Genomic DNA, 24,199 nt, shown 5'->3' on the forward strand with positions numbered 1-24,199 from the left:
CGCGCGCGAAACGTGTGTCGCTTGGCAGTTAATTAGTAAGCGCGAATTTCCCCGCACCTTTTACTGTTGAGTGCTCTGATGCATGAGGCGTCACCAAAATAGGTGGACACCTGGTGTGCGGTCGCCGTCAATGCCGATCACATCAAAGGAAACGGCCCGCCCATTGCCGCATGGAAGCGTGACATGCTGCTCGACCTCCTACATGTTAATGCATCACGCAATATAGTAGCCAATCACCCACCCGGCCAGTTTGCTGCCTTTGCCCGGCTCTAACTACCCCCTGAGGAATGTCTCTCGACAGTCCTCAGGGAACTCGACGCGAATGTCTGCAATATCCGCTAAGCGGGCAGAATTTCTGCGACAGCATTTGCTGAAACCCTACTTTACAACAGTGTGGCGCTTCCGGCCGAGCGAAAGCCGGATCGGGAGGTCTTGGGAAGATATCATTGTATCAACCTCGACAACGTTGCCGTTGATCCGCACACCTCGTCCCGAGATCGCCCTTCGCGCTTCCCCTTTGGAGGAGGTCAATCCGGCGCGTACCAGCAAATCCACAAGGGCTACTCCGGCCAACCCCTCGGCGTCATTTAGATGAAGCGTCGGTAGCCCCTCTGCGGCTTCGCCCTGCCCAAATGCTTGGCTAGCCGTGGCCTCCGCCTGTTTGGCGGCGTTAGTTCCATGTGCCAGGGCCGTAGCTTCGTTGGCGAGACGTTCTTTGACGGCGTTTAGCTCGGTTCCTTCAGCCTGTCCAAATCGCTCGATCTCGTTCATCGGCAGATCGGTGAAAAGCTTCAGAAACCGAACGACATCAGCGTCTTCCGTGTTACGCCAGAATTGCCAGTAATCGTATGGCGAAAGGCGATCTTCGTTGAGCCACACAGCTCCGGCAGCCGTCTTACCCATCTTGACACCTGAAGGAGTCTTCAGAAGCGGCGTAGTCACTCCGAAGACTTCCTTTCCATCCGTCCGCCGTATCAAGTCGATGCCATTGATGATGTTCCCCCACTGGTCGGCTCCACCCATCTGCAAACGGCAACCGGTCCGGCGGGATAGCTCAAGGAAGTCGAACGCTTGGAGGATCATGTAGTTGAATTCTAAGAAGCTCAGATTCTCCTGCTTTTCCAGCCGCGACTTCACACTGTCGAAAGAGAGCATCCGATTGACGGAGAAATGCCTGCCGACGTCTCTCAGCATGTCGATCCAACGAATGCTGTCCAGCCAGTCGGCATTGTTCACCATCACGGCATCCGTCGGGCCGTCTCCGAAGACAAGGAGACGGCCAAAGACCTTTCTGATCCCTTCAATGTTGGCGGCGATCCGCTCGTCCGTCAGCATCGGCCGCGCGTCCGAACGGAAGCTGGGATCGCCGATGCGGGTGGTCCCACCCCCAATGAGAACGATGGGTTTATGGCCAGTCTGCTGAAGATGACGAAGCGCCATGATCAGAAGAAGATGGCCGACATGAAGACTGTCAGCCGTCGCATCGAAACCAGCGTAAGCGGGTACGATGCCTGCTTCAAAGGCGGCATCGACACCCGGCAGGTCGGTCCCTTGATTTACATAGCCGCGCTCAATGAGCGTCTTCAAAGCCGCCGAACATGGTTCGGAATGACCGGTTGATAAATCGGGAAGTGCCATAGGGAATCCTCCTGGTATTGCCGCCAGGGGGTCCTCTCAATGAACAAAGCCGCCTGACGGCGGCTTGTTTCAAGGCATGATCGAAACGCGCCGCTCCTTATGGAAGCGTCGCATAATAGATTGCAGCGATGAGCGCGGACTTGATCATGTGCCGATGCATAAAGGACTTTATCCGCACCTGCAAGCAATCTGAAATGGCTACTTCGGGGAGCTGCCGAGCCTCTGTCGCGACGATTTGCAACTGACTTTTGCACCTCGCAGAACTCAACTTTTGCGACAACATTTCCTGCTTCCCGCTTTCCTTCTGATGTCGAGCCCAGCGCGCTTCACCTGCGCTTCGCTGCAGCCGGTCAGCTTTGCCGTCCTGCTGATACTGTTGCCGCCAGACCGGAAGACAATAATGCGTTCGTGTGTCACCAAGTCAGCTTGGTCCGGCATATTTCCCGCCCGCCTTTGCCAATTCGATGCCTTGCCTCTGGCGTTCGCGGCGATCCTCGAAGTCGTCCCGAGCCATTTGCAGGGCGAGCTTCAGCAATATTTCCTGAATGGACTCGAGCACGATCTTGGCAACGCCGTCGGCGTCTGTCTTTGCCTGAAGCTGAAAAGCTGATCGAAACAATTCGGAATAAGGGTGCTGTCTTGCCGTACCTGGTGTTGTGGATCTTAGCGACATCGCGGCCAGCGACTGATGCGGTCTATCGGCATCGTAAACTTAAAGAGCGCGAGGCGGTCGTAGCCCGCTTGCCCCACGGCGGTTCAAGCCCGCGCGATTTTTGCCCACAGGTTCATTGCCTCTGAACGCAGTTCGCGATGATGGCTGGAGGAGATTTCGTGGCGGGGGATGTGGAACAGGTTGGCAATCGGATCATGAATGGAGACGAAGCGCTGCAAATGGCGTTGTGACTTGAAGCGTTTCATGATCCGTTCCCGTCGCCGGACTGTCTGATGGGAATTCTCCGCCCGATTGTTCAAGCCTTTATGCGAACGGTGATCGACACCCGGCATGATCTCTCGCTTTGCAGCGTCGTAAGACCGAAGCTTGTCGGTGATCATCACGCGCGGCGCGCGGCCTTGGCCCTTCAACAGCTTGCGCATCAGACGCTTGGCCGCCTTGGCATTGCGACGACTTTGCACCAGAACCTCCAGGACGAAACCGTCCTGATCGACGGCGCGCCAGAGCCAGTGCTTCTTGCCGCCGATCGAAACGACGGCCTCGTCGAGATGCCACTTGTCACCCAGCCGACCCGCTGAGCGGCGGCGGATCTCGCTGGCAAAGGTCCGCCCGAATTTCTCTGCCCAAAGCCGGACTGTCTGATGCGAGACAATAATCCCTCGTGCCGCCAGCAAGTCCTGGACCATTCGCAAACTGAGAGGAAAAACGGAAATAGAGCCAGACAGCATGGGCGATGATCTCGGCGGGAAAACGGTGGCGGCGGTAGAGTGGGTCACGCTCTGTCATAGCCCGTCATCGCACATCGGTATCCAAGCTTCGTTAAGTTGACGATGCCCTCGTTCAAGAGCTCGTCCCGCATCCGGCCGTTGAAGCTCTCGCAGAAGCCGTTCTGCATCGGCTTGCCCGGTGCGATGAAGTGCCAAGTCATGCCGTTCTCCTGTGCCCAGGCGAGCATGGCGTTCGAGGTGAACTCGGTGCCGTGGTCGGAGACGATCATGCCCGGCTTGCCGCGGTGGGCGATCAACTCGGTCAGTTCGCGTGCGACATGGCGGCCCGAGATCGAGGTGTCCGGGATTGCCGCCAGGCACTCGGCGTCACGTCGTCGACGACGTTGAGGATGCGGAAGCGTCGACCGCAGGCGAACTGGTCGTGGACGAAATCCAGCGACCAGCGGGCGTTCGGCCTTGCCTCGACCAGAATCGGTGCGCGGGTGCCAACCGCGCGCCGGCGTGACCGTCGCTTGCGAACCATCAGCCCTTCCTCGCGATAGAGCCGGTAGATGCGGTTGATGCCCGACGGCTCGCCGCCTTGCCGCAGCAGGATGAACAGCCGCCGGTAGCCGAAGCGCCGGCGCGCGTTGGCAAGGTCGCGCAACTGACTTCGCAGCTCCCTGTCCGGCGGGCGCCGTGACCGGTAGCGGACCATCTTGCGATCGGCGCTGACGATGGAACAGGCCCGCCGTTCCGACAGGCCCATGGCGGCCCTCAGATGCGCGACGGCTTCGCGCTTGGCGACGGGCCCTACCATTTTTTTGACAGAAGCTCGCGCAGCGCCGAGGCTTCCAGCATCTGGTCGGCCAAAAGCTTCTTCAGCTTCGCGTTCTCCTCCTCCAGCGCCTTCAGCCTTGGCGTCGGAGACGTCCATGCCGCCATACTTCGCTTTCCAGTTATACAGCGTCGCCTCGGAGATCCCGTGCTTGCGGGCCAGATCGCCTGCCTTCGCCCCCGCCTCGTGTTCGCGCAAAACCGCGATGATCTGCTCTTCCGTAAATCGCTTTCTCTTCATCTGTCCGTCCTTCAATCGAGGCCGGACTCTAATCAAAACCGGAGGAAATTACCCGTGGCAGGTCACATTCTCGACAACTATGCGACCCATAAGCAGCCGAAGGTTCGCGCCTGGCTGGCACGCCATCCGCGCTGGACCTTCCACTTCGTCCCGACATCTTGTTCATGGCTGAATGCCGTCGAAGGCTTCTTTGCGAAGCTGACACGACAACGTCTCAAGTACGGCGTCTTTCACTCCGTCGTCGACCTCCAGGCTACCATCAATCGGTTCGTCAAAGAGCATAATCAGGAACCAAAGCCGTTCCTATGGAGAACAGATCCAGACGAAATTATTGCGGTCGTCAAACGTGGGCACCAAGCGTTGGAATCAATCTACTAGAGTATATGTATAGACACTCTGGGTAACCGCATCTTCACGTCGTACGACGATATCCTCGACCACGCTGCTATGCTTGTCGAAAACTCGCGGCTCAGCCGTGGCGCATCATGTCTATCGGCCTGCGCGAATGGGCGCATTCCCCAATCCCTCAAAATGATGAGAATTGGTCTAAGCTCCTGATAACGTGACAGCCGGTGGAAGGTTGCCGGCATTTGGTCCAAAGATCAGAGCTCACGTCCTTCCTCCTGACGAGAACGTTCATCCAGCCCCCTGGTGGTGTAGAGGTTGCTGCTGTTCAGAGTGCACGGATTTAAATTATGGCGCTCCTGGGCGATAGCGGCAGACATGCCGGCGCCGATGTCGCGTTTCAAGGCCTGCTCTTTGATACGGTCCCGCGTGTCCTGATTGTCCACGCCATGGCGCTCGAAGGCGATACGGGCAACCACGCCGGCGTTGATGGCGCGCACTGCGGCGAGCTCTTTGAGCGTGTTCTTCGCGACCGGATCGTTCAGACCATTGCGCTCGATAGCATTACCGGCAACCACGCCACCCTTGATGTCGCTCTCCGCGCCATACCATTTGATACGGTCCTGCGTGAGTGGATTGTGCACGTCGTTGCGCCCGATAGCGGTACCGGCAACTATGCCAACCTTGATGTCGCGCACCGCGGCGCGCAATTCGATACGGTCCCGCGCATGCGGATCGTTCACGCCATTGCGCTCGATAGCAGCACCGGCAACCATGCCAACCTCGATGTCGCGCACTGCGGCGTGCTCTTTGAGCGTGTTCTTCGCGACCGGATCGTCCACGCCATTGCGCTCGATAGCGGTACCGGCAACCACGCCAGCCATGATGTCGCGCATCGCGGCGTACTCTTTGATCTTGTTCTTCGCGACTGGATCGTCCACGCCATTGCGCTCGATAACGGTACCGGCAACTATCTCGGGATCGGCGTTGATGTCGCGCATCGCGGCTTGCAGCCTACCCGCGGAGCCTAGGTTCCTGATGCGCCGTCCTGTTGCCAAAAAGAAGCCACGAATTGCGCGTGTCGCAACTTTCCCGGCGGCAACAAGGGGATGGGGCTTGACGACTGTACCGGCAACCATGTTGATGTCGCGCATCGCGGCGTGCTCTTTGAGCATGTTCTGCGCGACCGGATCGTCCACGTCATGGCGCTCAATGACGGCATGGGGATCCATTCCGGCATTGATGTCGCGCAACGCAGCGTGCTCTTTAAGCATGTTCTGCGCGACCGGATCGTCCACGTCATGGCGCTCAATGGCGGCACGGGGATTCATTCCGGCATTGATGTCGCGCTCCGCGGCTAACTTTTTGATACGGTACTTCGTGGCCAGACCGTCCACGCCATGATAGATGATGATGTCATTTGCAGTTCTAGTCCCAGCTGAATTACCCGCGTCAATTATGGCCTCTTTGAAACGAGCGGATCGTGTTTCCTCGCGAAACTCGCTATCAACAACTGCTCGGAACTTCTGATTGACATTGCGCAACGCATTGATGCTTCTCTGGGAAGCTGCGACGCTGTCGGCTTGCTTGACTACCCGCTTGAATGTCTCTCTCAGCATATCATCTGGCAGATTGCCGATGTTGAGAGGGTCTGTTGCGCCGGACGAATCCACCATTTAAGTCTCCCGTCTGTTTCGATCAGCGGTCCGTAAATCTGTTTCTGGCTTTACCCGTTTAGAGTCGGATTCGAAAAAGCGTTCAACGAAATCCATACCTTGCTAGTGGATTGATTGAGATGCAACTCATGTTGAATGCGTACAGGTATCACATTTGAAGTTTCGGCTGCCGACCGTGTTCGGCTGAACGCGATCGTTTCGGCAGGCAGCTCGCCACAAAAGCACGTGTGGCGGGCGAAGCTCATCTTGATGAGCGGCGAGGGTCTGGGAACGGTCGCCATCATTGCGGGCATTCACCACCTCTCGCAAATCAAAGCGGACCCCGGTCGGCGGCGGAAACTTCAAATGTGATCCCTGTACGCATGCGTTATCGTCTCACACCCTATGCCGAAAAGGAATCCAAAATCGGACGCTTTTGTTTCGAAGGGCCGCCATTTCGACCAGTCGGTGATCCTGCTGTGCGTGCGCTGGTACCTGGCCTACAATCTGAGCCTGCGCGATCTGGAAGAGATGATGGCCGAACGCGGCTTGAAGGTGGACCACTCCACCGTGCATCGCTGGGTCGCCCACTTCTCGCCGCAGCTGCTGGAGCGCTTCAACCGGCGCAAGCGTGCGGCCGGCAGCAAGTGGTATATGGACGAGACTCTGAGTAATTGATCGTCAGCGCTCTCTGGCGGCTACTATGGCCGCGTTAAAAAAAGGAGAGCAGAATGGAACAGCTTTTTGTTGGCCTGGACGTGTCGAAGGATGAGACGGCGATTTGCGTTCGAACGCAATGCGGGATCATTAAGGCAGCGAGCCGACCGACCCTAACGTCATATATCGTGCCTTAATCTGTGAACTGCAGCATATCCGGTGCGTCGTTCTGGAGACCGGCCGGATGGCGAACTGGCTTTACAACGAGCTCAGCCAGCGCGGCTTGCCGGTGGTTTGCATCGATGCACGTCAGGCACATGCCGTGCTGAGCCAGATGCACAATAAAACCGATGAGAACGATGCCGCCATGCTGGCGGAACTTGCTCGCACAGGATTTTACAAACGCATCGAAGTCAAAAGCCGTGTTGCCCAGGAACGCAGAGCCTTGCTGCGAGCGCGCGACGTTGCGATCAAATCCCGAATGAATGTGGAGAATACGATCCGAGGGCTGCTGGCCAGCTTCGGCATCCGTCTTCCCAAACATTTGAAGACCGATGAACACAGGGTTCGAAAAGCGCTGGAAGATCAGTCCGATTTGTTGGGCATCATCTTGCCGCTTCTACGCCTGCGGACCGAGGCGTTACGTCAGGCTGCGGTTCTGACAAAGGATATGGCGCGTCAGGCCCGTGCAGACAATGCTTGTCAGCGCTTGATGACGATTCCGGGCATCGGCGCCGTCAGCGCTGTCACTTACGTTGCCACAATCGACACACCGGATCGTTTTGCCAGATCAAGGTCGGTCGGAGCATATATTGGGCTGACGTCGAGGCGGTACCAATCGGGCGATATTGATTATGGCGGGCGGATATCCCGGCGAGGAGATCGGATGTTGCGTACGGTCCTTTATGAAGCGGCCAACAGCTTGCTGTGCCGGGTGAAATCCGGGCCTGCTCAGCATCTGAAGAACTGGGCGAAGGCCATAAAGAAGCGCACGAGCCACAAGAAGGCTGTTGTGGCATTGGCGCGGAAGCTTGCCGTGATCATGCACGCCATTTGGAAAGATGGCACGGAGTTTGAACCCAGGGAGGCCTGATCAGAAAGCCGCGCGGCGAGCGCGCTGGCGAGAGTTGCCGTATCGGTCAGAGCGGCAGGCTACCGGATAACCCGATTGATTTACATGCGAGCCAATGCATCGCGAATGAGACCTTTGGGGAGCCGGCGCCTTGGATGCCGAGATGAAGCGTCAAATGGGATGACTTCGAAAAGAACCTTGCAGGTGGCCGATATAAGCGACAAACTCACCGAGCGCTGACGATCAATTAAAGAACGTACATCAAGGTCCGTGGCCAATGGATGTATCTCTACCGCGCCATCGACAGCCTCGGCGACACGGTCGAGTTCTTCTTCAGCGAAAACCATCACCTGGTGGCGGCCAAACGCTTGCTCCGCAAGGCGCTGACGCGCCATGGCCGGCCGGAGCGCATCGTCATCGACGGCAGCCAGACCAATTACGAGGCGATCCTTTCCTGCGACGCTGAAAGCCGGCTGCGGCAGCGATCGCGGCGACCGCTGAAGCCGATCCGCATCCGCAATAGCCGGTATCTCAACAATCGGATCGAACCGGATCATCGGCGTATCAAGCGCCGCATTCGAGCCATGCTCGGCTTCAAGTCGCAGGCGAGCGCCGTGGTTATCCTCTCCGGCATCGAGATGATCCACATGATGCGCAAGCGACAGGCGAGGTATGCCTACAATCCCAGTCTGTCGATCGCTGAGCAATTCGATTTCCTCGCTGCCTGACGGACAGGCCGAAATGGCCGTTCACAACCCCATTTCCAGGTTTGCGACAGAACCGATCGAACCTCGGTCGGATGGAACAGTGGTCCTCGCCAGCTCGGACGCGGAAGGTCGGCTCACAGTCAGCGCGGATGATGCGGGGTTTGTGGTGACCATGGACGACGCCGTACTCGCCCGCGAGTTGGCGGTCGAAGGCCGACAGGAACATGATGCGCGGCAGACCTTCGTCATCAAGCGGCCGGAAAGTCTGACCGCTCTCATTCACCGAGTTTGGCAACTTTCGCGCGCCTTGCCGGACGCTCCTTTGAAGCGTTTCGAGGAGGCGCTCGCCCATGTCGGGGAAGACGTCCGCACTGAGGTGGAAGCACTCGTCCGTCGCCGACTTGGGCAGACCGAGTTTCGCGCTGGGCTGCTCGATTATTGGCAAGGCCGCTGTGCCGTCACCGGTATCGCGCAGCCGGAGCTCCTGCGTGCCAGCCATATCAAACCCTGGGCTCACTGCGAAAACAACGCCGAGCGTCTTAACGTCCATAACGGCTTTCTGCTCACCGCTGATTGGGACGCCGCCTTCGATGCTGGTCTCGTGACCTTTAATACAAGTGGTGCGGCCCTGTTTAGCCCGGCACTCAGCAAAGCAGCCCGCGCCCGACTTGGAGAGGGTCACCTGCGGGCTGACCGGCCGCTAGCCGGGACGCTCAGAGCTTACTTGGCGTGGCATTTCACGAAGATCTTCAAGGCCTGACCTCAAATTAGGTCGTCAATCGGCGTTTGCACGCCGAAAGGCGTCGGCTGGAACGGTCGATTGTACCTGCTTAAGGCTTGAGGGACGTCAAATCGATCGGCTATGCGGCTTGTGAGATCTGGCAATTGTCATGCAGATGCATTACATTGACTATCAGCGAAGGAGCCTGCCATATGGCATCGAACGCACTGGTCCAGACCCGAATTGACGCCGAGGTGAAGGAACGCGCCACGGCGGTTTTGGAAAACATGGGGCTGACGGTATCGGATGCCGTCCGTATCCTTTTGACCCGCACGGCGAATGAGGGCGCGTTGCCGCTCGAAGTTGTCAGCAACAGCAACGCCCATGATGCCTGGTTCCGCGCGAAAGTTTTGCAGGCACTTGAGGATAACCGGCCTGACGTCGATGACGCTGACGCCGAGGCTCATTTTGCTGGACGGCGAGCGGCAGCGCTTCGCAAAGCCGAGGCGGGCGAGCTTTGAGGCTCGTCTGGGCGCGGTTTGCGCTCTCCGATCGCGAAGTAAACCGCTCCGCTTCCCAGATCCGAAAACATCGCCTTCAGGCCATCGCCGAATGGAACGCCGCAAGCCGGCGGCTTGCCTGAGCAGCGGGTACCGAGGGTCTCATGCGCCCCTTCTTCAAACAACGTGACAACACCTCACCGACGTATCAAGCGCCGCATTCGATCCATGCTCGGCTTCAAGTCGCAGGCGAGCGCCGTGGTTATCCTCTCCGGCATCGAGATGATCCACATGATGCGCAAGCGACAGGCGAGGTATGCCTACAATCCCAGTCTGTCGATCGCTGAGTAATTCGATATCAACGCTGCCTGACGGACAGGCCGAAATGGCCGTTCACAACCCCATTTCCAGGTTTGCGACAGAACCGAATTCTCACCTCCCGTTGCGCAAACGAGAACGTGTACGCCAGGGTTTCCGGTCGATCGGGTCATTGCAGCACTTCGTCTCCATCTTCTCCGCCGTCCGCAACCTCTTCGTTCCATCCCATATAAACCGCTCCGCTTCCCAGATCCGAAAACATCGCCTTCAGGCCATCGCCGAATGGAACGCCGCAAGCCGGCGGCTTGCCTGAGCAGCGGGTACCGAGGGTCTCATGCGCCCCTTCTTCAAACAACGTGACAACACCCTTCAAATCAGCACGCCAGCTGCAGCGTTTCGCGTCCATCCACGATCCGATTGCCAACCTGTTTCACTTTCCCCGCCACGCCCTCTCATCCTGCGACCATCGCGATCTTCGCAGTGCCGCCACGGCAACCTGGCGCGAAATTGCACCTCTCGCTGCCGCCTGACATCCGACCAGGCACATCAACTGGGATCCACTGTCCAATAACTTTACGGTGCCCGCTCGACGGTCTTCAGCAATACCGTGCGATCACGCGTGGTATCGCTGGCACTATGTGGCAGCAGGCGTCAGCATGATGCTGCGCTCCTCACACGCGCTGCTTGCCGGCGGCGCCTGACGCGGATCGGCTATCGGCCTCTTCGGCACATGGCGAGCTCAGGCCCGGCGGCGCTCCGCCTCGGGGTTCTTGCGCACCGCGAGGAATTCCTTGACCCGCCGGCCGGGTGCGGGACCGTGCACCGGCTTAAAACCGTCATCGAGTTCGCCGGAGAGATCGAGCGTCGGCCGCTGGCCGACGGCGTCGTAGTTTTCTTCCAGCCAGTCGCTGGCGGCGGTGCGGCCGAGATCGCGCAGATAGGTCAGGAAGGTCCATTCGGCATTGACCTTCGATGACGCCGACAGGTCCTTGAACGCCTCGTCGGCATCGATGCGGTGCATGCGGATGTCGCGGTATTCGCCATGCGGCAGCCGGCCGGCGGCGATCAGTTCCTTGATGAAGGCGATCGAGCGGAATTCGCGCAGCAACCCGGCGTTGAAGGTGATCTCGTCGATGCGGTTCTGGATCTCGTTGGCGCTCCTCGGCGTACCTTCGCGCACCACCGGATTGATCTGCACCAAAAGCACATCCTCCGTCGCCGCCGTCTTGAAGAACGGGAACAGCGCCGGATTGCCGCCATAGCCGCCATCCCAATAGGGCACACCCTTGATCTCGACGGCGCGGAACAGTTGCGGCAAGCAGGCCGAGGCCATCACCGTGTCGAGATCGATCTCGCCGTCGGAAAACACCCGCAACTGCCCGGTCTCGACATTGGTGGCGGAGATGAACAGCTCCATCGACTTGCAGGCGCGGACATTGCCGAAATCGATCTCCTGCGCGACCACGTCGCGCAGCGGATTTCGCCCGAGCGGGTTGGCGACATAGGGCGAAAACACCCGCGACATGGTGTCGAAGAAGACGTAGCCCGGCGTGTTCTCGATCGACCAATTGCCCCAGGCGACGTCCCACGGCATGCGCTGCACCGGGCTGAACCGGCCTTTCGCCGCCACCGCACGCCAGAAATCGTCGAGCTTCTTGCGCGCGCCCTCGACCCCTCCACGCACAAATCCGTCGGCCAGCGCCACGGCGTTCATGGCACCAGCGCTGGTGCCGGATACCGCCGATATCTCCAGCCTGCCGTCCTCCAGCAGCCGGTCGAGCACGCCCCAGGAAAAGGCGCCATGCGAGCCGCCGCCCTGAAGCGCGATGTTGATCTTCTTGTTTTCCTCCGCCTTGCCGTTTTTCGTCATGGCGTTCCTATCATCCTGATGCGCCAGCCTGCCCCAACGTCACGGAAGGAAGCAGCCATCGCCGACCTATGTTGCAGTGCAGATATAAGGGCGGACCAAGGCAAGAACACGAACACGGTCGCGTGATCAAAAATTTCGGCCATGAAGAAAGCCCCTCCGCTCGAAGCGGAGAGGCTGTCTCTTTTGGAAAAGGTGGAGCCTGGGCGACAAAGGTCCGGCACCGGCCCGACGGCACTGTAATGTTAACTGATGGGTGACGGATATCTGCGATCGGACGATCATGTTGAAGGTTTGTGATCCGCTCTACCGCCGCCACCGCTTTCCGGCTGAGATCATCGCCCATGCGGTGTGGCGGCACTGTAACGTTATCAGCGGCTTCATGCAGCAATAGCTGGCCGGGACGGCTGTCACGCTGCGGCGACACACGCGATTTTGTTCCAGATTTGCATGGCGGCGTTACGCAGGTCTCGATGTTGAGCAGATGACAGCGTATTGCGGGGAAAGTGGAACAGGTTGGCAATCGGATCATGGATGGACACGAACCGCTGAAGCTTGGCGTGCCGCTGCCACCGATTGCTTACGGGATCCGGCTTGGCGCGTAGCCGGCGATTGTGGCGCCCGTGACGCTGGGGACAAAGGCTGAAATGCAAAAAACGCTGCGGCTGCTTCCACAGCCAAATGGTGATCGCGCGATCCTACATGCTGCGCGCGGAAGTCATAAACGCGCACATCTTCCTATGTGCGGTCGATGCCGCCCTCGATACGGACTGGCGTTACGTGATCGACATCGCCGAGCGAGAGGAGACGGGGTGCCGAAAGGTGATCTGGCTTCCCAATCCCAGACGCCTCGACCAATCCTATGACGAATTCCGTGCTCGGACCTTCCTTGCGGCGCCGTGGGACGATGTCGCGGAACGGCATGACGCCCAGCTCGACTATGATCAGGGTCTTGCCGCGAAGCTGCTGATCGAGGCGGGGCTGCCGGAAGATATTGCGCCGGACTGGATTGATATCGTCGAGGCTGGCGAGGATATGGATACGATGGTCGAGCGCCTGGTACGCACGAGGGAGACTGGCCGCAGCTTTAGGCGGCAACAATCAAGGGTTCTTTCGCAGGTTTGGTGAGGGGCTTATCCTCCTCGACTTGAGCGTTCTCTGCTTCTCGTGGAAGACGCTAAATCCGCTCGTGCGTTATTGCCGGCCAGCAAAGGCTGCGGGTCGGCGGTGAGGGTGTCGAGGGGCGGCGGTCGTTCCCCTTCACTCAATGGTGCCGCGGGTGCCTGGATGGTTTCCACGACGCCGGCCCCGCAATCGTAGCCGTTGTGATGATCATCGTGCATGCGCTGCGCTGTTGGGGACATGCTGATGGCGGTGCCGGAAGCACCGGAGACATGTGACATCTCGGCAGCGGGCAGAGGGGCTTCTCTGTCGCTGCACAGGAAAGCGTAGAGTTCCTTCACGCAAATGCGGGCGTCCTTCTTGTCTTTTTGAAAGGGCGGGACAAGGGGCAACCTGATATCGGCCTTTTGGTAGAACGGACTGCGCTCTTCGTACAGCTGGCCAACCTTCTGCTCGATGTCGGCTCCTTGCAGCAGCGGCCGGCTGGTGTCCATCTTGAGGCGCCTGCGGAGTTCTTTCAGCTCGGTGTCGAGCCAGATCGACTTCGCCTTATTAAGGATCAGGGCTTGATTGGACTCCTTGCCAAAGCAGCCGCCGCCGGTTGCGATGACTATGGGCCCTCTCTCCAGCTGCTTGGCGAGCTCTTTGGTCTCCAGGTCCCTGAAGTGCGCCTCGCCGCGGCCAGGGTCGGCGAACATCTCCATCAGATTGCCGTGCTCGGCGACGATACGCTTATCGATGTCGACAAACTCCACCCCCAACTCCTTGGCAAGCTGGGCGCCGATGGTCGACTTGCCGCTCGCCGGCATGCCGACGAGCACGACCGGCCGCGTACCGAGGGCCGCGAGGATCTCGCCGGCTTGCGGCGAGCGAGCGACCGCAATCTGTTGTCTTGCGACGGTGGGCGACCTGGAGGTCCCTGCCGCCCTCGACCTGCTTTCTCCTGACGAGCCCCAGTGTAATATGTCCCAGGCACCACGGGGAATGGGGACCAGCTCGCATTCGCTCTGCGCGCGCTGCGCGAGCTCGGCCCGGTAACTGGCCGGCGTATGGAACTCGACCTCGAAGCGATAGTTCTGCGCGGTTCTGAACGCCGTGTGAACGCCGCGTAACCGCGGCGTGTCCATGATGAACCAGTTGGTGGTCTCGACCTCGCTGCAGTCCCGCTCCGCGAAGGCCAGTGCCGCCTTCCTGAAGGCGCGCGTAAAAGCCTCGTCCGGGATTTCGAAGACATGGCGCACGGCATCGGTGACCAGTTGGGCCTCCGGCGCCGCGCTCACGCTCTGGCCGGTCAACTCGTCGGCTATCCAGACCTGCCCGCGCGACCGTTGGTCAAGATGCGGCACCTTCACCTCGATGCCGTCCTGCCGCAAAAGCTCGGCAACCGCATGCACAGTTTCGGTAATCGCGCTTTCTTGCGCTTCGGCGGGGGCGGCTTCGAGCCTGGCGCGCTCCAGGGCCTGTTCGCTGCTCAGCGTTATCCTGCTGGCGGGGTCGTGGTCGGCCGAGATTGCTAAGGCGCTGGGCAGGATGCGCTTTTCGACGGCGAGTCTGATCGAGGCCTCCATGACCGAGGCCGCTAGCGTGGGGTTGTCCTTCAGATCCGCCAGGCTGCCATCGACGTCGAACCGGCCCTGGTGGAGCTTTGCCGCCTGCGCCTTGACATAGGGCGCCGACTTGAAGCCCGGCCTCCGCTCCAAGAGCCGCTGCAATTCGGTGGTTTTTTGCATGAACACCCGCGCACCGGTATCGGACTTGTAGGCGTCCGTGCCGACCTTGATGCCGACGCTCAACAGATTGATGGCGCTTTCATGCAGATCGTCCGGGTTGTAGCCGTCGGGCCGCGGATCAATGCGCGGCTGGTAGTGGTTGAGCAGGAAGTCGATGCGCTTCCTGGCGTCAGCGGTTGCCGGATAGGATTCGCTGAGTTTCGGGAAGAGCGCGCCGGCGTCGGCGCTGACGGCAGGCTTCGCGCCGGTTGAGGCCACGTATCGCGCTAACTGCTGCTTGACGTCCGACTGCTCATGAGCCGGCTCGCTATTGAGCTGCAGGTTCCAGTCCTGGAGCTCGGCCACTAGCAACGCGGCCAGTTCGCAGGCCACCGGATGCCTGGCGGCCTTGCTGTCTTCCCTCGCCCTGGCGATGAGCTCATGGAGGGTCTGGCCATCCGGCCGATCTTCCTGCAACAGTGCGCGGATGTCGGCCTTGAGCTCTTGATGAACGCCCTCGTAGGTGCCGAAGATGGCACGCTCGGCAAACCAGCGTTGCGCCTCCAGCGGCTGCGCCAGCACGTTGCGCTGCAGGCAGCTGTAGGTCTCCAGCACCAGCCCGGTGGCCGACAGGATCTGCTTGGACCGGCTGAACTGGTAGCCGCCTTTCTCAATGGCCGGCGTGTGCGACTTCGGCGGCTTCATCGAGGCGATGCCGCGCGCCTGCAGCTGCGCGTCGAACTGGCGCACATGCTCGTAAAGGCGAGGCTGGTCGCCGATGATGACGACGGAGTCGCCGTCAAAATCGCCGTCGAGCATTTTTTGTTCGGCGCTCGGAACCGCAACCAAAGAGCCGGGCGCGAACACCTCCGTCGCCTGCAGGATGCCGACGCACTCGAGCGCGGTGTCGGCCTTGACCCGGTCCTTTTCCTCCAGCCAGCGCGAATGGCACTTTACGTCCTCGGCAGACATCACCACCCCGCGCTCGGCGAAGTCCGCCGGCCACATTTCGTCGGGCACAACGATCAAGATGCCTTTGGCAAAGAAGGTCGGATCGTCGGCGGCAAGCCCAGCCCCCGACCTGTGCGCGACGTTGAAGCTGTATTGGAAGGCCACGCACCGATCCAGGAACGCCGCGGTCCGATCGCCATCGCGCGCCGACCTGACCCGGTCGGCGGCGAACGGGCGCAGGTTGGGCTTGTCATAGGGGGAGCGTCCGACAAGCACGCCAGCGTCACGGGTCAAGGTCTTGCTCTTGCCCGTCGGCACATGCAGGCATTCGTCGCTGGACGGCACGGCGATAGCGCTCGAACCCTCGATATGCCCGCCCGTGACCGTCCGGAACAGCTCCTCGGCGGTGAGGCTTGGATGGGTTTCGAGCCAAGCCAGAGCCTTCTCGCGGGTCTCCTGTGCCACCTCGACGCTGCGCGGATAATGTTGCAGCGCCGAGGGCGGTACCGCCGATTGCCTTTTATCGGCATAGGCAGGCATCCGCTCGGGAGCGTCGTAGCGAGCCCGGGCAATGGCCGGCATGCGCTCGGCCAGTGAGGCCCTGATGAAGCCGCAGCCGTCATGCGGCCGCAAGGCGATCTCGCCGTCTCGCCCTTCGAACCGGAAGGGATGCACTGCGCCTGCGGGGCGGTCGGGCAGAAGGGACAGCTTGAAGCCCCCTTCCAGCGCATAATCATGCGGGCCAACGTCGGGGATGCCCGGCGGCGCGGCAAATCCGCGGCGCTGGGTATAGTAATAGGCTTCCTTGAACGGCGCCCAGGCCCGCGACAGCTGCTCAAAGGCCGTACCCGGAGCCGTCTCGGCATAGGGGATCGCCAAAAGCTTGCCGCTTGGAGCCTCTGCGACCGCGAAGGGCAGGTGAGAGGCAAGCTGGTTCAGGCTCTTTTGCGGCGGCTTCAGTTTGCTGCCGCCGAACAGGTCCATGCGGTAGGGCACGCCCTCCACGGTGAACGTGCGTGTCAGCATGGCGCCAGTCGGAGTTCCCTTTAGCTGCACCGCCACCACCTTCACCGCGCCCGAGGTCAAGCGGTGGAAAATGGAATAGCGCAACTCGGCTTCGCTGGCCAGCGGCCGGCCTTGCATGTCGACCACCGGCAGCCGCATCAGTCCGGCATCGCCTTGCGGCGGTCTCGGCTCGTGGTCCATGGCCTGAAGGACCCGATGGACATCGAAGCTGGCGGCTGCATGCTGGGCCTGGATCATCGATGCGTTCTGCGACATGAAGGTGTCGAGCGCTTCGAGCGGCTCCTTCGCCTCGATCTCGGCGATCACGCTCCAGCTCATGGAGGAAAGGTCGGCGTAGATGAGGGCGCGGGCACTGTCCAGGATTTGCCTGGTTTTGCCGTGCAGCTCTTCCTGCCTGGCCCGCAAGGCGAGCTCGTCGCCCTCGACATAGGACCGCCGGTAGAGCGTCTCCAGCACCGCCCGGGTCTTGAGCACCTGATAGATCGAAAGCGCCGGGCAGCGGCTTGCATTGGCGCCGCTGGTGCGCTCGGCCTGGCCTGGTTTGAGATGGGCATCGATCTTGTGTTCCACCACCGGCTGGATGGCGTTGAGCAGGTTCAGCGCCGACCTGCGGTGCCAGCGCAACGCCGGCTTCGGGCTGCGAGCTAGTGGCAGCAGGGAGGCGCAAAGATTGCCCATCGTCTCGAGGTTGTTGTCGAGCTTAAACCCGGGAGCGGCACGTAACACCTCGAGCCTGTCCAGCCCCGGCTGTGCCAGCGCACCGAGATCGTCCAACAACTGCGCCTTGCCCAACGCCTTGAATATACTCGCGATAGCATGGACATCGGCCTGCTGCAGCCGATCCTCGGCATATTGGAGGTAGTGCGCCAGCTGATGCAGCCGGTCCTTCAGCAAGGCGGGTTCGGCGACCTCGCCGGCGGTCTCTCCCCCCTCGATACCCCGCGACAGACCGTTGGCGATCCTGACTAGCGCAGGCGTGCTGAAAGTACTGAAGCGACGGCCCTTGGAACCGAGCTCGCCGGCGATGGCAACGATCGCCTTGCGTGCTTTTTCTTCTTCCGGCCACTTGCCGAAACCGTTCACCAGATTGGCCAATTCTTGATCCGAGAATCCGTCGAGATTGCCGGCGCGGGCAACCACTGCGCCGGCGATGGCAACCGTCGCTTCACGCGTCTTCTGCTGGTCCGGCCATCTGCTGAAGCTGTTAACCAAATCGGCCAACTCTGGATCCGAAAATCCGTCGAGATTGCCGTCGCGGGCAACCACCGCGCCGGCGATGGCAAGCGTCGCTTCGAGCGTCTTCTGCTGGTCCGACATTGCGTCGGAGACGCGGTGCGGGCCTCCTTCGCCATCAGGACGCCCTGCTTGTCCGACCAGCTCTCCGGTGCTGCCCATATTCCCTCTCCGATCCAGCAAAACGCGTCGCCTAAAGCCTGTCAACAACAGGGCATCATTGGTTTGAGTGCGGTCACGCGAGCCTGCAACGGCATGCTTGAAAGCCGCAGCATTCACGCAACGGCAACTGCCTCGACAACCCCGCAATGAAAAGCTTCTTCGCCACTCGATCGCTCCACATCAGGCTGAAGCTCAAAGGGCTGAGCCCTGTACAAAACGCCCATAAATCACTGTGAACCCTACCGCTTTACGGGGCGAATCTACGGTCTTTTCATTGCGGTACTGAGCGATATCGATCAGGCAGCGTTCGAAATCCAGTTCAAAAGAGCTGTCTTCGGTTTGGCGCCGACCAAGAAATCGGCCACTTCGCCGCCCTTGAAGATCGCGAGCGTCGGAATGGAGCGCACGCCCAATCGGGCGGCGAGTTCCGGGTTTTCATCGACGTTGAGCTTGGCGACCTTGATCTTGCCTTCCATCTCGACGGAGATTTCCTCGAGGCTCGGAGCAATCATCTTGCAGGGATCGCACCATTCGGCCCAGAAATCGACGACGACGGGTGCCGCGGATTCCAGAACTTCCGACTGGAAGTTATTGATATCGACTTTCACGGTAGCCATGGCTGCTCCTTTGACCGAAGAAGTGACCCGAAATCCTGTGATAGGGTAGGATCAACATCAACATCTACCTAGGCTCGCCACAGTTCGCGTGTCGAGGCCAGCTCTACTGCTTCGCGGCCGCTGCGGCTCGCTGGTGCTGCCGGACTCGCCCCCCGACGCGACAGAAGCCTTTCCGTTACGCTCGCTGGGAGATCCTGCGCTTTATCCTTATTCCTTTGTTAGTCAGCCCTCTACAGAGTTTGAGCAAGTGACGTGAATGAACCTTTCAACTCCAACGACACTATGTAGTTGTTCTTGATACGTGGCGGCGTCGGAGCGTCAATTTGCGTTGAGTCGAAGCGCTGACAATCGTCTAGCGGAACCATCGACTTCGTCAGCAGAAACCTCCGGATTCTCGACGTCGGACATATCATCATCGGCCATGTAAGCGATCCTTCAATAAACCTGGATACTCAGCTGCAATTTTTTTCGTTTGTTTTTCATCTCGGGACTTAACAGCTCTTACCAATGCTATAGCCGACGTTCACGAGATTCCAGAAACAGAATCGGATCGTCCATCGGTGCATAGTCGTCTGCATTAATGGCCAGAAGCGCACTCAGTTCACGTGATAGCCGAACGCTGTTTCCAGTTTGACTGAGCCCCGAGTGAGATGATGTAAGTTTTCCGAGCGGCAAATGGACCTCCGTTCAATATCGAATGCGCCGATTGGAGCGTGTCCTTTAATGAAGATCCAAAATTTTGAAGCGTCAACGTCGAAACGGGTTGCACTTGTAATGTGGATAGATCGGACATGCTGGACCTGGCTCCCAAGCATGGGATCTCCGAAGTGCGCAACCTATGAAATTCTCCTGCTGGAGTTGGCTCTGCCAGATGGCGATGGCTTGGGCTGGCTGAGGCAGCTAAGGAGCGACGGGCATTCTAGCCGCACGCCTGCAATAGTCGGGGATGGAACATGTGAAGACCTGTTGACGGGCTGAAACCGTCGGTCGGCCAGCCCACAATGCCACCGACTCTGCCTGCGATTTCTCTGCGCATCGATCCTCCTACATGGGTTGCGTCGCAAACTCCAGCTGAGGTCGCAAGGGCAGGTTGCGGCTTTGTTCATTGAGAGGACCCCCTGGAGGCAATACCAGGAGGATTCCCTATATGGCACTTCCCGATTTACCAACCGGTCATTCCGCACCACGTTCGGCGGCTTTGAAGACGCTCATTGAGCGCGGCTAGGTAAATCAAGGGTACGACCTGCCGGGTGTCGATGCCGCTTTTGAAGCAGGCATCGGCACCAGCTCGCTGAGCGTCGCCCGCGCAATTCAGCGGACGCGCTCGATACACCCAGTCGAATCGTGCCGCAGCTTGCCGCGCCGACAGGGCGCCCGAAGACTTCAAGACTTGTGACCGAAGGTCTACGCTCAGTCCTCCTCCCATTATCCACCTCCGTCAAATCAAAGTGGACGTTGAATCCGAACAAATTACGCCATCATATCACAATCGACTTACCGATCCCCGACGTGCTCTAGCCTTAGTGCTTGTTAAGAAGGTCGGCTACTGTCTCTCCGCGTCGCCGGGCATCGGCGGCGAGCCACACCTCCCCCACCTCATACAGGTCGCCGTGGGTACGGAACGGCACAATGACGTCAATGGCAGCCGACAGCAGGTCAAGAAGCGTGTGGTCTTCCACAGCAGCTCCTTGCGGGCTGCTCTTGACGAGTGAAAAGAGCTTTTTAAAGCCTTGGACCGGATCCGCCCCATGAATCGTTGATATTGATCCCGCATGGCCGGAGACGACTTCGCTAAGGTAGGCCCAAGCAGCATCATCGCGCATCTCGCCAAGCAATATTCGATCAGGGCGCATGCGCAAGCTGGCTTGCAACAGTTGCTCGGCTGTCACCGCACCTACGCCTGCTCGGTCCTTCGGATAGAGTAACCGGACATGGTTCTCGTGCGGGATTGCAAGTTCGAGCGTGTCCTCGATACTTATCAGCCTCTCTTGCGGGGGTATAGCGTTGATCAAAGTCTTGCTCATTGTCGTTTTGCCGCTTCCAGTAGGTCCGCAAAGCAGCATCGTGAGCCGCCCGCAAACGCACGCTCGCAAAAATTGCTCCAAGTCACCATGGTCGTAGTGCTGAAGAATCGTTTCGTCCTGCCGCTCTTGGCGCTCCTTTCGTGACCGCCATTGATTCCAACGCGAGTATTCGTAGCGAGAAGAAACTTCCTTGAGTTCGGTCACACGACTTGAGGGACGCCGTATCGTCAGGCTTATTGTTCCAGAGGGAACAGCGGGCGGCAAACAGATCTGCAGCCGCTCTCCGTTCGGCAGCTCAGTCGCACAGAGGGGGCTTTGCGGTCCGACATCTTGCTTGCGCAGCGCTCCAGCAAGGATCGCGATGTCCTCCAGATCGTCATAAGATAGCGGTAGCGGATGTTTCGTGAAAACGCCGGCCTGTCGGACAAAGGCTTCCCCAGGCCGGTTGATAGCGACCTCTTCGGTCCTTGGCTCCTCAAGCCATTTCAGAACAGGGTTGAGAAGCAAACGCAATTGAGGGTCAGCCTCCGATCGCATTGTTGTCTCTCCGAACTTGGCGATGTTGGGGGGCTGGCGCCACGGCGGTCGCTCTAAGATCGTATACATCTGAGAAATCGAGGTCCCGAGCCACAAAGATGGATACAGCATCTCCCTGGTTTTTCTTCAGAGTTGGCGGAACGTTGATCGTTGCTCTAAGGGTCGTGTCAACGGCTTGTCCGGCGTTGCTCTGGAAGCTGTTGATGCCGCTTCCTCCACCTGAGCTGCCAGCGTATTGACCGGCGGCCTGAAACGCGCCTTGAATGACGCTCATGAGCATTGCTCCACCAAAGCGCTGCCAGAAGTGATTATCCACCGTGCCAGGCATTCCGGAGCGGCCGAGCTCGTCAGCGCCCGGCGATGCTAGCGAAACGAGGGCATGGTCAGGCGTTTCGATGCGCGTCCACAGCACGAAGACACGCGCATCCCCCTGTTGGAGACCACGCTGGATCTCGCCAATCACGGTCGTCCCGCGATCCAAAAGCACCACGTTGTTGGTGGCGCCGCGGACGTCTTTGGGTAAGACGCACTTCACATAACCCGGTAAATTTGTGTCGACTGCCGTTTGCAAAATGCAGGGAATGATCGTTCCTTGAGTAATCACGAGATCAGGGTGCGGCAAAAGTGTGGCCCGGCTTGGCTCCTGTATATCTGGCTTCAATCGCCCTGACAGATCGCCAGCGTCTGAAATCTCATCCGAGGTCGCGGGAGCATCCCTATGGTTGTCTTCGCTCCGCTGACCGTCGTTGGGCATTTGACTGCTGCCACTGTAGGCGAAAATTGGTGTTTCCTCCGGCGGCGGATCAGCTGGCGCCGGAGGCGGCGTGGATGGCGCAGGATCTCCTGCCTGCGCCGCCTGTACGGGTGCTGGAGGTTCGGGAGCAATCTCAATCGGCACGGGGCGGAATGGCTCGGCGTTGGCGACAATTGGAGGTTTTGGCTGAGTTGGTTCGTCTTGTGTGCTGGGACGACCTCCGAGCCAGATGAGCGATAGAGATGAGATGAGAACAAGAGCAGCGACGGCCAACTTCTGCAATCCCGAAACATGCCGGCGGGCCGGCTCCGAGACCATCGATCCGGAGGCATGGACATCATGTCCCGACTGTGGGCCGGTTTCATTCATCGGCCGAGCCTTTTCAAAACGCGCCACACGTCGGGTGTCACTGTACCGGTCCCTGGCGCTCGTCCCACAGGATCATAAGCCCTGTTGAAAATGGACAAGACCGTATTGCCATCTCTCAGACGCCATTCCCGGGCGACTGCGGATACTTCAACATAGTCCCCTTTGACCGTGTAATTGGCAGCGGCTTCCTTGCCGTCGGGATTGATAATGTAGAGGGAGGGTATGCGGGAATTGCTTGCGAAGCCAAATACGGTGGTAAAGCCATTATCGAAAACTTCCAGCGGCGCCAGCGATCGATCGCCCTTTGCGACGTAGTGAAAATTGCTTTCGTCCGGACTGGCAGTTGCGGCGGGCCGATTCAACAAATCCTGAACTCTCTCGTCGTGCAGCACTTTCGCCCGGGCCTGACCAAGAATCGAGCGCCTTTCTGCGTCCTTTCTCTGAGCAGCAGCCTCATCAGCAGGATAGGTGAACTGCACACTGTAGTATAGGTCAGGTTGCTGCTCATCGAGTTTTGGCATCGCTCTCGTTGAAATACTGAAGACGTATCTCCGTGTACCGGACTCACTCTCGGCCAGCACGATGACCGGCTGCGGCGGGAGCATCCGGCTAGCCTTAAAAAAGAGATAGTTGGCGCGCGGGAGCGCAGCCAGGTCTTTGCTATTGGAAACGGCCACGGCTGCGACTGTCTCGTTGGCCGCGAATGTGACAACCAGCGTTGCCCCCACTGCGGTAGATAGGCGCACCACTTCGTCGGGACGGTAAGCCAGGTAGCGCATCCGCGCATCATGCTTGCCGGCAAGTGGTGTGTCTTCCGCGGACGCTTCCATCGTTAAGAAGAGTGAACAGACCAGCGCGAGAAACGCTCTTTTTGTCATGGCTGCACATAGCCCAGGTTCGATACGCTATCTTCCGAGCCTTGATAGGAAGTGACGAGTAAACCTCCCGGATTGGTGAGCCTCGATTGCCCAGACAGACCCGTCAAGCGCTCGTAGCGGATGGTAGCTGTCCAGGTGGTCACTATCGGCATCTGCCCATCGACAACAAGCGTACGTTTGTAACGGATCTGTTGAACTTCCGGACTGATGTCGTTTGAGGAAATATGCCCGACCTCGAGCTTGCCGCGCTTGCCGACCGTGACTTGCGGCGAGGTGGGATTCGGATAGTTGAAGAAATCTTGATATTGCTGTCGCACAGCCGGCGCGCTGAAACTGGATACGAGGTCATAGGCGTATTGGGCTGTATCTGCTGTGTACCCCTCGCGCAGGCGTACATATTCCCACAGCGAAGCATTTATGACGGCTCGGTCTTGGGTTGCCGGCAGTCGAGAGACTGACACTTCGCTGTCGACGGTCCCATCCGGCCGGACCCAGAGGAACACAGGTACGAGCTTGGCCAACGGGACCATGGCAGCGATGGTAAATGCCTGGGCAACATTCCCTAGGACCGCCGCTGCGGCAAAGGCTATCAGGGCCTTTGACAGGCGCCGCGCAGACTTCGCTCGTGAAGTTTGAAACGCTTCCACCTTCTTATAGTGGGCGGCTAGCGTTTCTCTCTCCACCAGAAGGGCATGTTCAGGAAATTTCACTTTGGCTCTTCCGCGCATTCGACCTGAAGATCCTCAGGGGTGGTTTCCCATTGTCCCACGTTCAGTTGGAATGGGGCACCCGCGCACGTCGCAAGCCCATGGCTTGTCTTGCAGGCGGCCAAAGCGAGGATTGACAGAAGTAGGCAATATTTCATGTTTTTGGCACCGA

General features: G+C 59.3%; 15 protein-coding genes and 11 pseudogenes. 13 read left to right on the forward strand and 13 right to left on the reverse strand.

Annotated elements, in window-relative coordinates:
• Positions 1-378 precede the first annotated feature (378 nt).
• Complete coding sequence (gene tyrS, locus NKH01_RS30950; RefSeq protein ID WP_353024090.1) at positions 379-1,638, reverse strand: tyrosine--tRNA ligase; 1,260 nt, start codon at positions 1,636-1,638, stop codon at positions 379-381.
• A gap of 400 nt (positions 1,639-2,038) precedes the next feature.
• Between tyrS and NKH01_RS30955 the strand changes: the two genes are divergently transcribed.
• Positions 2,039-2,248, forward strand: a complete 210-nt coding sequence (locus tag NKH01_RS30955; protein ID WP_353024092.1) for a hypothetical protein — start codon at positions 2,039-2,041, stop codon at positions 2,246-2,248.
• A gap of 146 nt (positions 2,249-2,394) precedes the next feature.
• Here the strand turns inward: NKH01_RS30955 and NKH01_RS30960 are convergent.
• Positions 2,395-3,097 (reverse strand): annotated as a pseudogene (locus NKH01_RS30960) (IS6 family transposase).
• Between the two features lie 49 nt (positions 3,098-3,146).
• Positions 3,147-4,096: pseudogene (locus NKH01_RS30965) on the reverse strand (IS3 family transposase); the annotation flags it as partial.
• A 66-nt stretch (positions 4,097-4,162) separates the two neighbouring features.
• Here NKH01_RS30965 and NKH01_RS30970 point away from each other — a divergent pair.
• Positions 4,163-4,474, forward strand: a pseudogene (locus NKH01_RS30970) (transposase); the annotation flags it as partial.
• 224 nt (positions 4,475-4,698) lie between these two features.
• Here NKH01_RS30970 and NKH01_RS30975 read toward each other — a convergent pair.
• Positions 4,699-6,117, reverse strand: coding sequence for a hypothetical protein (locus NKH01_RS30975; protein WP_353024094.1), 1,419 nt, complete (start codon positions 6,115-6,117; stop codon positions 4,699-4,701).
• Between the two features lie 135 nt (positions 6,118-6,252).
• Between NKH01_RS30975 and NKH01_RS30980 the strand changes: the two are divergent.
• The 9 genes and pseudogenes from NKH01_RS30980 to NKH01_RS31020 all read left to right on the forward strand — a co-directional run.
• Positions 6,253-6,402: pseudogene (locus NKH01_RS30980) on the forward strand (IS630 family transposase); the annotation flags it as partial.
• 99 nt (positions 6,403-6,501) lie between these two features.
• A pseudogene (locus NKH01_RS30985) lies at positions 6,502-6,762 on the forward strand (hypothetical protein); the annotation flags it as partial.
• A gap of 196 nt (positions 6,763-6,958) precedes the next feature.
• Positions 6,959-7,846, forward strand: coding sequence for an IS110 family RNA-guided transposase (locus NKH01_RS30990; RefSeq protein ID WP_353024132.1), 888 nt, complete (start codon positions 6,959-6,961; stop codon positions 7,844-7,846).
• Positions 7,847-8,079: 233 nt separating this feature from the next.
• Positions 8,080-8,553 (forward strand): annotated as a pseudogene (locus tag NKH01_RS30995) (IS6 family transposase); the annotation flags it as partial.
• Between the two features lie 13 nt (positions 8,554-8,566).
• A complete protein-coding gene (locus tag NKH01_RS31000; RefSeq protein WP_353024096.1) occupies positions 8,567-9,292 on the forward strand; it encodes an HNH endonuclease in 726 nt (241 codons plus the stop codon).
• Positions 9,293-9,465: 173 nt separating this feature from the next.
• Entirely contained in the window at positions 9,466-9,774 is a 309-nt protein-coding gene (locus NKH01_RS31005) for a type II toxin-antitoxin system RelB/DinJ family antitoxin (RefSeq protein WP_353024134.1), read from the forward strand.
• A 117-nt stretch (positions 9,775-9,891) separates the two neighbouring features.
• Positions 9,892-10,104, forward strand: a pseudogene (locus NKH01_RS31010) (DDE-type integrase/transposase/recombinase); the annotation flags it as partial.
• A 76-nt stretch (positions 10,105-10,180) separates the two neighbouring features.
• Positions 10,181-10,384, forward strand: a pseudogene (locus tag NKH01_RS35375) (IS6 family transposase); the annotation flags it as partial.
• Positions 10,385-10,439: 55 nt separating this feature from the next.
• Positions 10,440-10,601: pseudogene (locus NKH01_RS31020) on the forward strand (IS6 family transposase); the annotation flags it as partial.
• Between the two features lie 209 nt (positions 10,602-10,810).
• On the opposite strand, the gene NKH01_RS31025 reads toward NKH01_RS31020, so the two are convergent.
• Positions 10,811-11,941, reverse strand: coding sequence for a patatin-like phospholipase family protein (locus NKH01_RS31025; protein ID WP_353024100.1), 1,131 nt, complete (start codon positions 11,939-11,941; stop codon positions 10,811-10,813).
• 407 nt (positions 11,942-12,348) lie between these two features.
• A pseudogene (locus NKH01_RS31030) lies at positions 12,349-12,495 on the reverse strand (IS6 family transposase); the annotation flags it as partial.
• 145 nt (positions 12,496-12,640) lie between these two features.
• Between NKH01_RS31030 and NKH01_RS31035 the strand changes: the two are divergent.
• Positions 12,641-13,066 (forward strand): hypothetical protein, encoded by a 426-nt coding sequence (locus tag NKH01_RS31035; protein ID WP_353024102.1) that lies wholly within the window; start codon positions 12,641-12,643, stop codon positions 13,064-13,066.
• A 5-nt stretch (positions 13,067-13,071) separates the two neighbouring features.
• Here the strand turns inward: NKH01_RS31035 and NKH01_RS31040 are convergent, their stop codons facing one another.
• Positions 13,072-18,141 (reverse strand): shikimate kinase, encoded by a 5,070-nt coding sequence (locus NKH01_RS31040; protein WP_353024104.1) that lies wholly within the window; start codon positions 18,139-18,141, stop codon positions 13,072-13,074.
• Positions 18,142-18,437: 296 nt separating this feature from the next.
• Positions 18,438-18,758: a thioredoxin gene (gene trxA, locus NKH01_RS31045; RefSeq protein ID WP_353024106.1), complete on the reverse strand. Its 321-nt coding sequence runs from the start codon at positions 18,756-18,758 to the stop codon at positions 18,438-18,440.
• Between the two features lie 828 nt (positions 18,759-19,586).
• On the opposite strand from trxA, the pseudogene NKH01_RS31050 reads away from it, so the two are divergent.
• Positions 19,587-19,700, forward strand: a pseudogene (locus NKH01_RS31050) (DNA-binding response regulator); the annotation flags it as partial.
• Positions 19,701-20,278: 578 nt separating this feature from the next.
• Here NKH01_RS31050 and virB11 read toward each other — a convergent pair.
• Genes virB11 through NKH01_RS31075 form a run of 5 tightly spaced genes read right to left on the reverse strand, consistent with a single transcriptional unit; the run spans position 20,279 to position 24,185 of the window.
• Positions 20,279-21,319 carry a P-type DNA transfer ATPase VirB11 gene (gene virB11, locus NKH01_RS31055; RefSeq protein WP_353024108.1) on the reverse strand — a complete coding sequence of 347 codons (1,041 nt, stop codon included), beginning with the start codon at positions 21,317-21,319 and terminating at the stop codon, positions 20,279-20,281.
• Positions 21,303-22,442 carry a type IV secretion system protein VirB10 gene (virB10, locus tag NKH01_RS31060; protein WP_353024110.1) on the reverse strand — a complete coding sequence of 380 codons (1,140 nt, stop codon included), beginning with the start codon at positions 22,440-22,442 and terminating at the stop codon, positions 21,303-21,305. Before virB10 ends, virB11 begins: the two co-directional genes overlap by 17 nt.
• On the reverse strand, positions 22,439-23,320 hold the full coding sequence (locus tag NKH01_RS31065) for a TrbG/VirB9 family P-type conjugative transfer protein (protein ID WP_353024112.1): 882 nt from the start codon (positions 23,318-23,320) through the stop codon (positions 22,439-22,441). Before NKH01_RS31065 ends, virB10 begins: the two co-directional genes overlap by 4 nt.
• On the reverse strand, positions 23,317-24,030 hold the full coding sequence (locus tag NKH01_RS31070; protein WP_353024113.1) for a type IV secretion system protein VirB8: 714 nt from the start codon (positions 24,028-24,030) through the stop codon (positions 23,317-23,319). Before NKH01_RS31070 ends, NKH01_RS31065 begins: the two co-directional genes overlap by 4 nt.
• Complete coding sequence (locus tag NKH01_RS31075) at positions 24,027-24,185, reverse strand: type IV secretion system lipoprotein VirB7 (RefSeq protein ID WP_081731114.1); 159 nt, start codon at positions 24,183-24,185, stop codon at positions 24,027-24,029. Before NKH01_RS31075 ends, NKH01_RS31070 begins: the two co-directional genes overlap by 4 nt.
• Between the last annotated feature and the right edge of the window lie 14 nt (positions 24,186-24,199).

Source organism: Mesorhizobium sp. M1403 (assembly GCF_040317695.1).
GTDB lineage: Bacteria > Pseudomonadota > Alphaproteobacteria > Rhizobiales > Rhizobiaceae > Mesorhizobium.

Excerpts from the sequence above, each read along its gene's own strand:
- NKH01_RS31040 (WP_353024104.1), bottom strand. The coding sequence starts at position 18,141 with ATGGGCAGCACCGGAGAGCTGGTCGGACAAGCAGGGCGTCCTGATGGC.
- NKH01_RS31005 (WP_353024134.1), top strand. The coding sequence starts at position 9,466 with ATGGCATCGAACGCACTGGTCCAGACCCGAATTGACGCCGAGGTGAAG.
- NKH01_RS31000 (WP_353024096.1), top strand. The coding sequence starts at position 8,567 with ATGGCCGTTCACAACCCCATTTCCAGGTTTGCGACAGAACCGATCGAA.
- NKH01_RS30955 (WP_353024092.1), top strand. The coding sequence starts at position 2,039 with ATGCGTTCGTGTGTCACCAAGTCAGCTTGGTCCGGCATATTTCCCGCC.
- virB11 (WP_353024108.1), bottom strand. The coding sequence starts at position 21,319 with ATGCGATCGGAGGCTGACCCTCAATTGCGTTTGCTTCTCAACCCTGTT.
- tyrS (WP_353024090.1), bottom strand. The coding sequence starts at position 1,638 with ATGGCACTTCCCGATTTATCAACCGGTCATTCCGAACCATGTTCGGCG.
- trxA (WP_353024106.1), bottom strand. The coding sequence starts at position 18,758 with ATGGCTACCGTGAAAGTCGATATCAATAACTTCCAGTCGGAAGTTCTG.
- NKH01_RS31035 (WP_353024102.1), top strand. The coding sequence starts at position 12,641 with ATGCTGCGCGCGGAAGTCATAAACGCGCACATCTTCCTATGTGCGGTC.
- NKH01_RS31065 (WP_353024112.1), bottom strand. The coding sequence starts at position 23,320 with ATGACAAAAAGAGCGTTTCTCGCGCTGGTCTGTTCACTCTTCTTAACG.
- NKH01_RS31075 (WP_081731114.1), bottom strand. The coding sequence starts at position 24,185 with ATGAAATATTGCCTACTTCTGTCAATCCTCGCTTTGGCCGCCTGCAAG.
- NKH01_RS31025 (WP_353024100.1), bottom strand. The coding sequence starts at position 11,941 with ATGACGAAAAACGGCAAGGCGGAGGAAAACAAGAAGATCAACATCGCG.
- NKH01_RS30975 (WP_353024094.1), bottom strand. The coding sequence starts at position 6,117 with ATGGTGGATTCGTCCGGCGCAACAGACCCTCTCAACATCGGCAATCTG.
- virB10 (WP_353024110.1), bottom strand. The coding sequence starts at position 22,442 with ATGAATGAAACCGGCCCACAGTCGGGACATGATGTCCATGCCTCCGGA.